The 12,538-nt window shown below is 50.8% G+C and carries 13 protein-coding genes; 4 read left to right on the top strand and 9 right to left on the bottom strand.

Annotation, left to right across the window (positions count from 1 at the left end):
• Positions 1-27: 27 nt before the first annotated feature.
• Together ACYVR3_RS03560 and ACYVR3_RS03555 are read right to left on the bottom strand one after the other, a co-directional pair.
• Complete coding sequence (locus tag ACYVR3_RS03560; protein WP_461243152.1) at positions 28-1,197, bottom strand: MDR family MFS transporter; 1,170 nt, start codon at positions 1,195-1,197, stop codon at positions 28-30.
• A gap of 9 nt (positions 1,198-1,206) precedes the next feature.
• Positions 1,207-2,208 (bottom strand): zinc-binding alcohol dehydrogenase family protein, encoded by a 1,002-nt coding sequence (locus ACYVR3_RS03555; protein WP_461243187.1) that lies wholly within the window; start codon positions 2,206-2,208, stop codon positions 1,207-1,209.
• Positions 2,209-2,380: 172 nt separating this feature from the next.
• Between ACYVR3_RS03555 and ACYVR3_RS03550 the strand changes: the two genes are divergently transcribed.
• The 4 genes from ACYVR3_RS03550 to ACYVR3_RS03535 all read left to right on the top strand — a co-directional run bounded on the left by ACYVR3_RS03550 (position 2,381) and on the right by ACYVR3_RS03535 (position 6,095).
• A complete protein-coding gene (locus ACYVR3_RS03550; RefSeq protein ID WP_461243151.1) occupies positions 2,381-2,713 on the top strand; it encodes a toxin-antitoxin system HicB family antitoxin in 333 nt (110 codons plus the stop codon).
• A 29-nt stretch (positions 2,714-2,742) separates the two neighbouring features.
• Positions 2,743-3,573, top strand: coding sequence for an SPFH domain-containing protein (locus ACYVR3_RS03545; protein WP_461243150.1), 831 nt, complete (start codon positions 2,743-2,745; stop codon positions 3,571-3,573).
• Positions 3,574-3,818: 245 nt separating this feature from the next.
• Positions 3,819-5,195, top strand: a complete 1,377-nt coding sequence (xylA, locus tag ACYVR3_RS03540) for a xylose isomerase (protein WP_057151922.1) — start codon at positions 3,819-3,821, stop codon at positions 5,193-5,195.
• Positions 5,196-5,396: 201 nt separating this feature from the next.
• Complete coding sequence (locus ACYVR3_RS03535; protein ID WP_461243149.1) at positions 5,397-6,095, top strand: aspartate/glutamate racemase family protein; 699 nt, start codon at positions 5,397-5,399, stop codon at positions 6,093-6,095.
• 409 nt (positions 6,096-6,504) lie between these two features.
• Here the strand turns inward: ACYVR3_RS03535 and ACYVR3_RS03530 are convergent, their stop codons facing one another.
• The 7 genes from ACYVR3_RS03530 to ACYVR3_RS03500 form a co-directional block, all read right to left on the bottom strand.
• Entirely contained in the window at positions 6,505-7,299 is a 795-nt protein-coding gene (locus ACYVR3_RS03530; RefSeq protein WP_461243148.1) for an Ig-like domain-containing protein, read from the bottom strand.
• Between the two features lie 215 nt (positions 7,300-7,514).
• Positions 7,515-7,772, bottom strand: a complete 258-nt coding sequence (locus ACYVR3_RS03525) for a hypothetical protein (RefSeq protein ID WP_461243147.1) — start codon at positions 7,770-7,772, stop codon at positions 7,515-7,517.
• A 441-nt stretch (positions 7,773-8,213) separates the two neighbouring features.
• Positions 8,214-8,717, bottom strand: a complete 504-nt coding sequence (locus tag ACYVR3_RS03520; RefSeq protein WP_054737406.1) for a shikimate kinase — start codon at positions 8,715-8,717, stop codon at positions 8,214-8,216.
• A complete protein-coding gene (locus ACYVR3_RS03515) occupies positions 8,714-9,586 on the bottom strand; it encodes a prephenate dehydrogenase (RefSeq protein WP_461243146.1) in 873 nt (290 codons plus the stop codon). Before ACYVR3_RS03515 ends, ACYVR3_RS03520 begins: the two co-directional genes overlap by 4 nt.
• Before the next feature lie 15 nt (positions 9,587-9,601).
• Positions 9,602-10,888 (bottom strand): 3-phosphoshikimate 1-carboxyvinyltransferase, encoded by a 1,287-nt coding sequence (gene aroA, locus ACYVR3_RS03510; protein ID WP_461243145.1) that lies wholly within the window; start codon positions 10,886-10,888, stop codon positions 9,602-9,604.
• A gap of 38 nt (positions 10,889-10,926) precedes the next feature.
• Positions 10,927-12,093 (bottom strand): chorismate synthase, encoded by a 1,167-nt coding sequence (gene aroC, locus ACYVR3_RS03505; RefSeq protein ID WP_461243144.1) that lies wholly within the window; start codon positions 12,091-12,093, stop codon positions 10,927-10,929.
• 53 nt (positions 12,094-12,146) lie between these two features.
• A complete protein-coding gene (locus tag ACYVR3_RS03500) occupies positions 12,147-12,467 on the bottom strand; it encodes a chorismate mutase (protein WP_461243143.1) in 321 nt (106 codons plus the stop codon).
• Positions 12,468-12,538: the final 71 nt, after the last annotated feature.

Below are 12,538 nucleotides of genomic sequence, written 5' to 3'. Positions count from 1 at the left end.
ACTGCTAGTATCCAGCCACCGCAACGGTCATTTCACCGACTGTCGCCGCAACCGCGTATTCCCCAACAACACCAGTCCCAGCGCCAGCAGCATCGCCACCGTCACCGTGAGGAACAGCGCTTGGTAACTAAAGTCATCGATCATCAAACCGCCAAACAGCGGACCAACCGCACGGCCGAGGGAAATCGCCACGTTATACATGCCTTGGTATTTGCCCTTCTGCCCGCCTTCAGCCAACGCATCGACCCACGCGGGCATGCCAGGAAAGCCGATCATTTCACCAAACGTCAAAATGACCATGATGACGACAAATACCGCGTACTGACTCGCAAAGATCAGCAGGAAGAACGACAGCGCAAAAATTGCACTCCCTAACCCGATTTGCGTTGCCAGCTTCCGGCTCGCAAATAACCGGTTCATGATGGGCTGGCCCACCACGATCAAGATGCCGTTTAACGTCCAGAGCAAGCTATAGTTTCGGAACGGAATGTGTAGGTTGGTCATGTGCACGGACAGCACGCTTTCCCAAAGGGCGTAACTGGCGTACAGCGTGAACACCAACAAGCAGAGTAACCAAATCACCCGTAAGTTCGCACCGGGCACCTTCGTCGCCGTTTCCTTTTCTGCCTGATTAGTCGAGATCTCAACCCGAAAGGCGATCGCCATAATCGCAAACAGCGCGATGTAGCACACGGTCGTTACCGCAAACACCGTGGTGATGCCAAAGTCCAGTAAGTACCCCACTAACAGCGTCCCAATCACGACCCCAACGTTCAAGCCGATGTAGAGCACGTTGAACACCTGCCGCGTCGTCTTATGGGTAATGGTGGCCGCAAAGGAGTTGCCCACCGTTAAGCTAATGCCGTCACCGAACCCCACCACAAACAACATGATGGCAAAGGTCGGCCAGGCGTGCCAGCGAATCAGCACTAACATCGCTAGGAGTGACATCCCCGCACCAACCAATCCAGTTCCGTACGGCGACCAGCGGTCAAATAACCAACCGCCGACAAAGTTGCCCACCATCATCATAAGTGAGGTGACCAACAGTACGCTCCCGGCTAACGTCAGGGATTTGCCTAACATCTGGTTCATGTAGACCGTGGTGAGGGGCCACATGAAGGCCGCCCCCGCATTTAAGAGTAGCGTTGACCAAAACACTGCTGGTAAGGTGATCTGCGTTTTCTTCGCTAACATGCGCACCCCCTACGCATTGAACGGCCCCGTCACGACGAGTTTGCCCGTCATGTGGCCCGCGCCAACCCGATCGTGCGCTTCATTGAGACTAGCCGCGTTAATGCCAGTCGTTATCGTTTCGGTCAGCGTGGTCGTTAAAACGCCCTGATCAAACAACCGCGCTGCCAACTGCAAGATCCGGCCCTGAGACGCCACGTTGTAGTCCGTGTCGGACTTCGCAAACATGTACTCCCAGTCAAAACTAGCGGCCTTGTTTTTGATCAAATACAACGGTAGATCAGCCGGACTACCCACGATCGAGCCAACGTGGCCAAACGGCTTCACTAGCTTAGCCGCAACGTCAAAGTAGACTTCTGGCGCCCAGAGGATCGCAATGGCATCCACGCTGTCATAACCCGCTTCACGCACCTGTGCATACAGGTCCTTGTGGTAATCTAATGGTACGTCAACTTGGTTTTTCCGCAACCAGTCAGCATTTTTCGGACTGCTGGTAGCTAGCACGGTAATCCCCGCCCAGTGTGCGAGTTGCGCCATGATGGTGCCGACACCACCGCCACCGTTGATGATCAGTAAGGTGCGTTTTTGGTTTTGATTGGCCTTGCCAACGAATTGGAGTTTTTCAAATAACAGCTCGTAAGCCGTCAACGTGGTCAGTGGCATCGCTGCCGCTTGCGCATCCGTCAACGTCCGCGGTGCTAAACTAGCGAGGCGTTCATCTACCAACTGGTATTCGGCGTTCGCACCGGCAACCTGAGTTGAACCTGCGTAGTAAACGCGGTCCCCTACTTTAAACTTCGTAACGTCTGGGCCAACCGCCGTAACGGTGCCGACTGCGTCATAGCCTAGGATTTTCGGTGCCGTCTCAACCGTGACCCCTTCACGAAGCTTCAGGTCAACGGGATTGACCGAGACCGCCTTAACCGCCACGACAAGCTGGTTGCCCGTCGCAACGGGTTGGGCCAACGTGAGATCAACTAACGCCTGCTTTGCGTCAACGCCGATTGCTTTCATAGTCGCCATATCGATTCCTCCAATAATTAATGTTAGCCCCATTGTACCAGCGATTCGGCGCTTAGTGAAGCGTTCCAATACCGGTTTAGGCCGTCCTTAACTTGACGTCTTGCGCTAATTATTGCATAATAGCGGTGTGATATTAAGTTGATATCAGAAAGGGGCTTTGGTAATGGCGAACGACCACAAGGAAAAACGTTTTTTACTTCGCCTGAACCAGCAACTCTACGACCGCCTAGAGGCCGATGCCGCAACCGATAATCGCAGCGTCAACGCCTACATCGTTAAGCTACTGGAACAGGCCAAGCCGACCCCCACCTTTGAGGGCCGGCAGATCATCGGCAAAGTTATCGTTGGTCGGGAGCTGAACCCGGAGAACGGTTTAGTCGCCGTCTCAGGGATCTACTACCGCTACTTACTCGACGACAACGGTCAGGTCGATGCGACCGCGCAGTACGCCGTTATTGAAGCCAACGGTAACATTTTAACTTTACGTCACATTTAGGGGTTCACTTTATTGAGGAGGAAACAGTTATGCCATTAGGATTAAAGATCGTGCCACAAAACAACCAAGGGCTGGTGGAAACCTTGGGGAAGTACCGCCGCAGTGTTGCGTCCGGACTGCATTTTTACATCCCGTTGTTCCAAAAGATTCGCAAGGTCAGTCTGGCCATGGAGCCACTCGCACTGCCGAACTACTCGATCATCACCAAGGATAACGCCGACGTGTCGGCCAGCTTAACGCTGAACTACCACGTGACGGATGCGGTCAAATACCAGTATGAAAACACCGACTCCGTGGAATCAATGGCCCAACTGGTTCGGGGGCACCTGCGCGATATCATCGGGCGGATGGACTTGAACGAAGCCTTGGGATCAACTGCCAAAATCAATCAGGAACTCGCACTAGCAATCGGCGACCTGACGAACACCTATGGCATCAACGTTGACCGAATCAACATCGATGAACTGACCCCTTCACGCGCCATTCAAGAGGCCATGGACAAGCAGTTAACTGCTGACCGGGAACGGGTGGCGACGATCGCCAAGGCCGAAGGTGAAGCCAAGTCGATTGAGCTGACCACCAAAGCCAAGAACGACGCCTTAATGGCCACCGCCAAAGCGGAAGCCGACGCCACCAAGACTCGAGCCGATGCTGAACGCTACCGGATCGATACGGTGCAGGCTGGGTTGGCGAATGCCGACAGCAAGTATTTCCAAAACCAATCGATCAACGCCTTCAGCGAACTTGCGAACTCCCCCGCTAACCTCGTAGTGATGCCGGGTGACGTTTCCGGCGACCTTGGGCAGCTTCCCGTGATGGGCAAGTTGCTGGGTAAGGGTGCGCAGGAGAAGACCGTCTAAAAAACTACTATTAATAAACTAGAATTGGCCATCGGGCTGATTCTAGTTTTTTTAACGTCTCCGATTCGCTCAACGCTGCTCTGGTGGCCATTTGTGCAGTTCATCGCAAAATTCCACAAAAAAATCTAGAAAACGCTTGCAAATAAAAAAGTTATCCGGTATACTTACATTATCGTTAGTTGATTCAAGCAACCAACTATAAATTAAAACTACTTAAAACAACGCCAAATTTTCGGAGGATGGACATGACTGAATTATTCGATTTCCCAAAAGTTGCCTACTTAGGCGGCAAAAAGGGCTTAGACTTCAAGGCTGCTAAAGGTTACAACTTCTACAACCCAGAAGAAGAAATTACTGCAAACGGCACTACTAAGAAGATGAAGGACTGGCTCAAGTTCTCAGTTGCTTACTGGCACACGATGGACCAACGCTTAGTTGACCCATTTGGTGAAGGTACCGCTCAACGCCCTTGGGACAAGGAAGGCGAAGAAGGTTCTATGGAACTTGCTCTTGCCAAAGTTGACTACATGTTTGAATTCATGGACAAATTAGGCGTTGAATACTTTGCATTCCACGACCGCGATTTAGCTCCTGAAGGCAACACCCTTCGTGAAACGAACGCCAACCTTGATAAAGTTGTCGACAAGATCGAACAAAAGATGCAAGAAACTGGCAAGAAGTTGCTTTGGAACACGTCTTCATTGTTCACTAACAAGCGTTTCGTTGCTGGTGGCGCAACTACTCCATTTGCTGACGTCTTTGCTTACGCTGGTGCCCAAATCAAGCACTCACTTGAAATTGCTAAGCGTTTAGGCTCAGAATCATACGTCTTCTGGGGTGGCCGTGAAGGTTACGAATCACTCTTGAACACTGATACGAAGCGTGAATTGGACCACATCGCAGCCTTCTTCCAATTAGCCGTTGATTACGCTAAGGAAATTGGTTACACGGGTCAATTCTTACTCGAACCAAAGCCTAAGGAACCAACGTCACACCAATACGATACTGACGCCCAAACTACCATTGCCTTCTTGAAGACTTACGGTTTGGAAAACGACTTCAAGTTGAACCTTGAAGGTAACCACGCATTCTTAGCTGGTCACACTTACGAACACGAAGTTCGCTTCACTCGTGAAGCCGGCTTGCTTGGTTCACTTGACGCCAACATGGGCGACAAGTTGATTGGCTGGGACATCGATGAATTCCCTAACGACATCTACGAAGCAACGCTCGTTATGTACGAATTCTTGAAGAACGGTGGCCTTCCTACCGGTGGTTTGAACTTTGATGCTAAGGTTCGTCGCCAAAGCTTTGAAGCAGAAGACCTCTTCTACGGTCACATGGCCGGCATGGACGTTTACGCTGCAGGTTTACGTGTTGCTGCCAAGATTCTTGAAGACGGCTACTTCGAAGACGTTTTGAAGGATCGTTACTCATCATTTGATTCAGGTATCGGTGCTGATTTCGAAGCCGGCAAGGTAACCTTTGCTGACCTTGAAAACTACATCATCGACACGCCAGACGCAGACGTTATCGCTGCTACTAAGTCTGGTCACCTTGAAGCAATCAAGGCAACCCTTAACAACTACATCTACTCTGTATTGGGTGCCCGCTTCAACTAAACTAAACTTTAAAGAAGGATTCCGACAGTGAGCGGGATCCTTTTTTGTTACAATTAGAGCCGCCGCTGAATTTTCATTTTGAAATTCAGTGGCGGCTTTTTGATTTTCAACCCGATTCAGTGCCATTTTAGGTTGCATTATCAGCCACTTTAGTTTATGACTATAACTAGCTTCACACTACTACATAAAGGCGATGATTCCATGCAACACGCAGGCATGATCGGCGGTCTCGGTCCCGAAGCCACTATGAATTACTATCAGGGCATTATTACCCGCTATCAAGATCGGCAAAATAGCCACACGACCCTCCCCGAACTCATGATCAATTCGGTAAACATGTACCACATGTTTGACCTCATCGATAACAAGCAATTTGACGAAACCGCAACCTACCTCGCCAACGCCGCCAACCAACTTCAACGCGGCGGCGCGGACTTCGGTTTCATGTGCGGGTTAACGCCCCACGTCGTTTTTAAGCAAATTCATGCTAAAACAACCCTTCCTCTTATCAGCATCGTCGACACCGCCCTTCAGCACGCAAAAAGGCTTGGTGTTCACCGGTTAGGCCTCCTTGGTACCAAGTTCACGATGCAGGGCACCTTTTTCGCCCAACCATTTATTGACGATGGTATCGAGATCGTTGTCCCGTCACCAGACCAGCAAACCTACGTCCATGACCACCTCATTACCGAACTCGAAAACGGAATCGTTCTTCCCGAAACAAAACGAGGGTTGATGCAAATTATCAAGACGCTTGTTAATCAGCAACATATTGATGGCCTTGTGCTCGGTTGTACGGAATTACCGTTAATTTTGAGCCAGCAGGATTTCGAGTTTCCTGTGCTGGACATTGCGGAGTTACATATGGATAAGATTACTGAGTTGATTTTGGCCGATTGAATTTATAGACATAACAAAAGCGCCATCAGCTTGCCGATTTAGGCAGCTGATGGCGCTTTTTGGGAGGAGGTAATAAACCTGCTTAAGATAACGATTCGGGTACCATGGGCGCAAAATTTAGGCTTCTTAAGGTCTACGGGATTGTTAGGATATGTGGTTGGAAACTGGAAATTAGGCGCTAATCGAACCCATGGTAAGCTGGCGCAGTTTGCTTCATCGGGGACAGCCGATTGTTACTGACGCCAGTGCGGTGACCCGCCCCGTCGTTATCTTGGTGTTAACTACGCGGTAGTGTTGGCTGATTGATTTTTATTTTTAGCATTTAACACTAAAAAATAGCACCGCGGATTTCAATACTAGGAATCCGCGGTGCTATTCACCTTAAACTGAATGACTCAGTTCATTTAAATTACTTTTGTAACGTAAAGATGTAGTAAGATGCTGGGGCCTTACCAACTGATAACTTAACTCGTTGGTTCTTGCTGTTAACCAGCACAAACTTGTTCTTGGCGGTAAAGCGCATGTAGAAAGTAGACTTGTCGCCGTTCTTGGCTTTAACGTTAACCTTCCAGAAAGTTGGTGTCTTAGCATCAACGCTGTAAGTTGCGTTCTTAACTGGGTGAGCCGTCTTCTTGCCGTAAGTGACGTATTCGTTCAAACCGGTCTTTTGGCTGAAGTCAAACTTCATTGCCCAACCCTTGTAAGTCTTAGTCTGCCAAGTCCCAGTTGGGGTGCTAACTTTGAAGCTAGCAGCCTTGCTGGTCGTCTTGGATGACGTGGTTGACTTAGTTGTCGTGGTCTTTGAACTAGTCGTGGTCGTCTTCGTTGTAGTCGTCTTAGGACTTTGAACGGTGATGATCCGGTAGAAGTAGCGCTTAGTCGTTGTGTTACGAGCGTAAACGTAGATCTTGGTACCGGCCTTCAACTTAGAAGACAATTTAACGGTGTAAGCACCGGTCTTCTTAGAAGCGGTTGACGTTGCAATCGTCTTCTTCTTGGCGTTACGAACGATGATCGACACACCCTTCGTTGCCTTCCCAGTGATCTTAGTAGAGGTACTGTAAACCGAGTTGACCTTCAAACTTGGGCTATCAGTAGCTACCGTTGTGGTCTTGGATGCAGCTGAGGCTTGGGTAGACGTTGCTAACCCTAAGAAGCCAAATACTGCAACTAAGCTGGCAGTTAATACGGCCAATTTCTTCATAAATTCTCGCTCCCTTTATTTTCTGTCTCAATGCATGACGCATCAAGCTTCATTACCAGCGTTGAGTATAACCCGTTGACCGGCGAATGCCAAGTGATTTCTAAAAATATTTAGGACTTTTTAATAGCTTGTTCCGATGCTCATAATTGAGCAATTAAAAAGCGCCCATGCACGGCAGACCGCACTTGGCGCTAACTTACTGGGTCGGTGTTCGATTACGTGCCCTTTGTCACCAGCATTAGCCGGTACTCACGGCCATTCGCCTCAAACGGATCTGACAACTGTTGTCCCGGCTGGAAGTACACTTCGATCTTCTGGTAGACCTTCCCCTTATGATCCGCCAACTCCAAATGAACCCCATACTGATCCATCCGAAACGGGCTCTTCATCACAAGGTAGTTAAAGCTGGTCCCATCCCGGTAGCGCTGAGTCCGTGGTCGTTCGAGTTGTAGCGGCACTGAAATAATCTCCATGGCGGGTGCGACTTCCTTTCGTTTGGTGTCATTACTTCTATAGTATTATATCAACAAATTGGCTGTTCTGTTGTTTATGAGGTTTGGCTTGATTTATCGAATTAATGTCAATCGTTGCGATACTGCAGTAAGCCGTTTAGTTAAGCCCTTGAGATGATCCGCGAAGGTGGCCGAACTGCACCAATGTGAGATGGAGGTGGCGGCTAGGTTCATGCTGTGTCGCGATGATGGGCGGTTGTTGGTGCTTTTTCCAACAACCGCCCATCATCGGGGACGAATTAAAGACTCGTACGGGTTTAGCGAGACTTCAATTCGAGGGCTGAGACCGCCCTTCGGCTCAGGCCGGTCCCCACAGCATGAACCTAGCCGCCACCGGAATCGTCAGCTCAAACAAAAAGACTGCACCCGGAAATTCCGACATGCAGCCTAACAGCTTATTCATTAAAGCACGTTGCTAGCCAAAATCGCATCCACAACCTCTTCCGGTGTAAGTTCATCCGTTTGGATCTCAACATCGCTAACGCCGTGGTAGCGCGCATCACGTTCGCCCTTCAAGTCAACGAGGCCGTCTAAGCCAAGTTCCTTAACCAGTGGCCGGTCAGTATCATCCGCTAACCGGTCCATAATCGTCTCTGGTTTCACGTTAAGCAAGATCACTGGCACCGGACTTGCCTTCAGCAGGTCAAAGTTAGCGGGTTGAATCGGTGTTCCGCCACCAGTGGAGAGAATTCCTGAAGTATTTTCCAACACGTCCGCTAAAGTGTCGTGTTCCATTTGACGGAAACTAGCTTCGCCCTCGTCGTCGAAAATTTGTTGGATACTCTTACCGGCGCGGTCAACGATCACGGCGTCTAAGTCGCGTTGCGTCGTGCCTAAGCGTTGGGCTAATAACTGCCCCACCGTGGTTTTACCGCTACCCATGAACCCTACTAAAATGGCTTTCATCTGTTGTTTCCTCCCTCATGGCTGTCTAGCCGTTGTCGAACCGCCTGGGCGTGCTCGAAAAATTGGTAAATCTGTGGCTCATCGTGATTTTGAATCGCCGTTTGAATCGTTTGAAGCGCGTCTATGTACGCCGTTAGCTGAGTGGTGATGGCTTCGGAATTGCTCAGCATAATGGCAGTCCACATGGTTGGATCCGAACCCGCGATCCGGGTCGTGCTCTTAAAGCCCCCGGCCGCAGCGTTCAGGCCAACGGGGTCGTGTTGCAGCTGTTGGGCTGCGGTATTAACAAGGTTAGCGGCTAAAACGTGAGGCACGTGGCTAATTTCACTCACCAGCGCGTCGTGATCCGTTGCGCTCATAGTGACCCATTTCAGCGAAGCAGGGGCGAGGAGGCGTTTAAATGCCGCCGTTTGAGCAGCTGTCTGCCACCCCGTCACCAAGAAGTAGGTGGCACCATCAAATAAGTCAGCACGCCCGGAGCGCCCCCCAGTTTGGTGGGAGCCCGCCATCGGGTGGCCGCCCATAAAGGCCACGTGGCGCGCACGTAACCCTTCAGCAGCCTGCATAACCTGCGTTTTGGTGCTACCGACATCCGTCACTAAGACGTCCGCTTTCAGCGGTAACGTTGCCAGTTCTTTCAGTTGTTGGACGATCACGGAAACCGGTCCAGCCAGTACGATCATATCGGCCCGGCCAGCCGCTTCCGTCAACGTCACGCGTTCATCGACCAAGTGTTGGTCGACCATAAACTGGCTCGTATCGTCATTTGGATCGGCCCCTAAAATGGTTGGCGCCGCTTCGCTTTGTTTCATCACTCGGGCAATCGAACTACCGATCAACCCTAACCCGCTAATTAATACCGTTGTCAACGCCACGTCACTCCCTTACAGTAGTTGGTCTAAATCATCGAAGAATTCAGGGTACGAGATGCCGACGCTTTCGGCACCCTTCAACGTCAACGGCGTGTCAACGAGCAAGGCTGCGACCCCTAAGACCATCCCGATTCGGTGATCATCGTGGGCATCTAGTTCTGTATCCGTGACGTGCCATGGTTGGCGCCCGTCGATCACAAACCCGTCTGGCAACTCTTCGATGGCAATGCCTAATTTCTTAAATTCTTGAACAATGGCGCTGATCCGGTCCGTTTCCTTGACCCGCAACTCTTCAGCACCGGTCACTTTGCTGACACCGTTCGCCTTAGCGGCTAATAAGGCCACCAGTGGCAATTCGTCGATTACGGCGGGAATTTGTTCCTTCCCGATCTCAATCGGCTTTAAATCGGCTGCTTCGATGGTTAAATCGCCAATTGGCTCACCATCGGTTGGCGTGGTGTTAATGGTGACTTTGCCGCCCATTTGTTGCAGGATTTCCAGCAAGCCGGTCCGGGTCTTGTTTAAACCAACGTCCTTCAACGTGATCTTAGAACTGGGCACCAAGCTGGCAGCGACCATGAAGAAGGCAGCTGATGACATATCACCAGGAACCGTCATCGTTTGGCCGGTCATGTGGGGCTGTGGTTGAACGGTGATGGTCACGCCATCGTCAGCGGTTTGAACGTCGGCGCCAAACGCCGTCAACATCCGTTCCGTGTGGTCCCGGGTTGGTAACTGTTCAATTAAGGTACTTGGCGTTTCAGCTTGCAACGCCGCTAAGATCAGCGCACTCTTCACTTGCGCACTGGCAACCTTCAATTGGTAGTTCACCGCGTGTAACTTAGTACCCTTCACCGTCACTGGTAAGTGACCGTCAGTCGTGTCGATTTCAGCACCCATTTGCGCCAAGGGTACGCTGACCCGTTTCATCGGCCGCTTCGATAACGAGGCATCGCCAATCAGTTTGCTGTCAAATTGCTGTCCCGCCAGCAAACCCATAATCAAGCGGGTCGTGGTCCCAGAATTACCCATATCAAGCGGTTGGTCACTGGCCTTCAACCCGTGCAAGCCAACCCCTTGAATCTTAACCGTGGTGCCTTCGCGTTCAATGGGCACCCCGAGTTGTTTAAATGCATTGAGGGTCGACAAACAGTCCGCTGACGTTAAGAAGTGGGTCAACGTCGTCTGTCCCTCACTGATCGCACCAAACATGATGCCACGGTGCGAAATACTTTTATCGCCTGGTACAACGAGCTCGCCGTGCAGGCCAGCTGCTGGTTTTCCTTTAAGGGTCTTCATGTTAAGTGCCTCCAAGTTTAGTCATTCGTTAAGTCGTTTTAGTAGTTGGTTAATTCGTCTTTGTAAGCGGCTAATTGCGCCTTTAAACGGTCCATGTTGCTGGCATCAAAGGTATCGGTGATGGCTTTGGCCAATTCGATGGCAACGATGCTTTCGATGACGATCGATGCAGGCACGATGGCTGTCGTATCGGAACGTTCCACACTGGCCTTCTTCACTTCTTTGGTGTTCACATCAACACTTTGTAGTGGCTTGTAGAGGGTTGGAATTGGCTTCATGGCTGCCTTAACGATGATTGGCATCCCGTTAGTCATCCCGCCTTCAAAGCCGCCTAAGTGATCAGAACCACGGGTGAAACCTTCGCCATCATGCCAGTCGATTTCGTCCATGACTTGGCTCCCAAAACTAGTGGCGGCCTTGAAGCCGTCGCCGATTTCGACACCCTTCATGGCGTTCATGCCCATCACGGCACCAGCTAACTTGGCGTCTAACTTGGTGTCCCAGCTAATGTAGCTGCCAAGTCCGGCGGGCACGTTGGTGGCAACGACTCGGATGATGCCACCCAAGGTATCGCCATCCTTCTTGGTCTTATCGATCAAATCGTGAATTTCATTCACCTTGGTGGCGTCTACGATACGCAGGTCGTTGCTGGTGATCGTTTCTTGGATCTTTGCAACGTCCAATGGGGCTTGGTCATCCGCGCTAACGGCACCAATTTGTTGCACGTAGCCAACCAGTTGGATGCCTAACTGTTCGAGGAATTGCTTGCAAACCGCACCAATCGCGACCCGAATGGCCGTTTCGCGGGCTGATGACCGTTCAAGGACGTTTCGGAGGTCGCGGTGGCCGTATTTCATCCCACCAACCAAATCGGCGTGGCCTGGACGGGGACGGTTAACTTGACGCAACGTGTTTTCAGCATCCTCTTCAGCGGTTGGGTCCATGATCTTGCCCCAGTGAGCGTGATCGCGGTTGTTGACGACTAAGGCGATTGGTGAGCCCATCGTGATCTTGTGACGAACGCCACCGACAATGGTGACCTCATCGTGTTCGATCTTTTGCCGACTGCCCCGGCCGTAGCCACCTTGGCGTGCTGCCAGTTGGGCGTTGATCGCGTCGATGTCTAATTTTAATCCGGCTGGTAGGCCTTCGATGATCCCGGTCAATTGGGGACCGTGTGATTCGCCTGCTGTTAAGTAATTCATGTGATGTGTCCTTTCTTGGAACGTCAATTTTTTAGTTAAGTGTTATTGGAAAGTTAGTGAGTGGTGTCACGCGCTGCGGTTAAGTCATCCTGATAGTCTCTAGAATTACGCATGATGTGTTGGTAAATATCGCGCATGTATTTACGGGTCGCCGGATTCGGATCCAGTTGAGCAACCCGATCAAGGACTTGATCTTCGCGACCGTGATCCATGACGGGTAAGTTCGCCGTCCGCTTGGCCTCGTTGACCATTGTGACCGCGTCAAACCGTTGCGCTAAGAGGCCGACGATCTGTTGGTCCAGTGTATTGATCCGCTGACGGGCCACCGTCAGCATTTTAGGCTGTTCTGAAGTTGATTCCGTTGATTTTGTCACATTCACTCACTCCTTATGATAAATAAAAAAACCAGCTAGACAAGGTATCCAGCTGGTTGCTTGTTTTATCC

The organism is Secundilactobacillus muriivasis (assembly GCF_054785195.1).
The sequence above is the reverse complement of the archived record's forward strand: the minus strand, read 5'-3'. Positions and strand labels throughout refer to the sequence as shown.

Bases quoted from the DNA above. Each gene is read 5' to 3' on its own strand.
- ACYVR3_RS03560 (WP_461243152.1), bottom strand. From the start codon at position 1,197: ATGTTAGCGAAGAAAACGCAGATCACCTTACCAGCAGTGTTTTGGTCA.
- ACYVR3_RS03555 (WP_461243187.1), bottom strand. From the start codon at position 2,208: ATGAAAGCAATCGGCGTTGACGCAAAGCAGGCGTTAGTTGATCTCACG.
- ACYVR3_RS03550 (WP_461243151.1), top strand. From the start codon at position 2,381: ATGGCGAACGACCACAAGGAAAAACGTTTTTTACTTCGCCTGAACCAG.
- ACYVR3_RS03545 (WP_461243150.1), top strand. From the start codon at position 2,743: ATGCCATTAGGATTAAAGATCGTGCCACAAAACAACCAAGGGCTGGTG.
- xylA (WP_057151922.1), top strand. From the start codon at position 3,819: ATGACTGAATTATTCGATTTCCCAAAAGTTGCCTACTTAGGCGGCAAA.
- ACYVR3_RS03535 (WP_461243149.1), top strand. From the start codon at position 5,397: ATGCAACACGCAGGCATGATCGGCGGTCTCGGTCCCGAAGCCACTATG.
- ACYVR3_RS03530 (WP_461243148.1), bottom strand. From the start codon at position 7,299: ATGAAGAAATTGGCCGTATTAACTGCCAGCTTAGTTGCAGTATTTGGC.
- ACYVR3_RS03525 (WP_461243147.1), bottom strand. From the start codon at position 7,772: ATGGAGATTATTTCAGTGCCGCTACAACTCGAACGACCACGGACTCAG.
- ACYVR3_RS03520 (WP_054737406.1), bottom strand. From the start codon at position 8,717: ATGAAAGCCATTTTAGTAGGGTTCATGGGTAGCGGTAAAACCACGGTG.
- aroA (WP_461243145.1), bottom strand. From the start codon at position 10,888: ATGAAGACCCTTAAAGGAAAACCAGCAGCTGGCCTGCACGGCGAGCTC.
- aroC (WP_461243144.1), bottom strand. From the start codon at position 12,093: ATGAATTACTTAACAGCAGGCGAATCACACGGTCCCCAATTGACCGGG.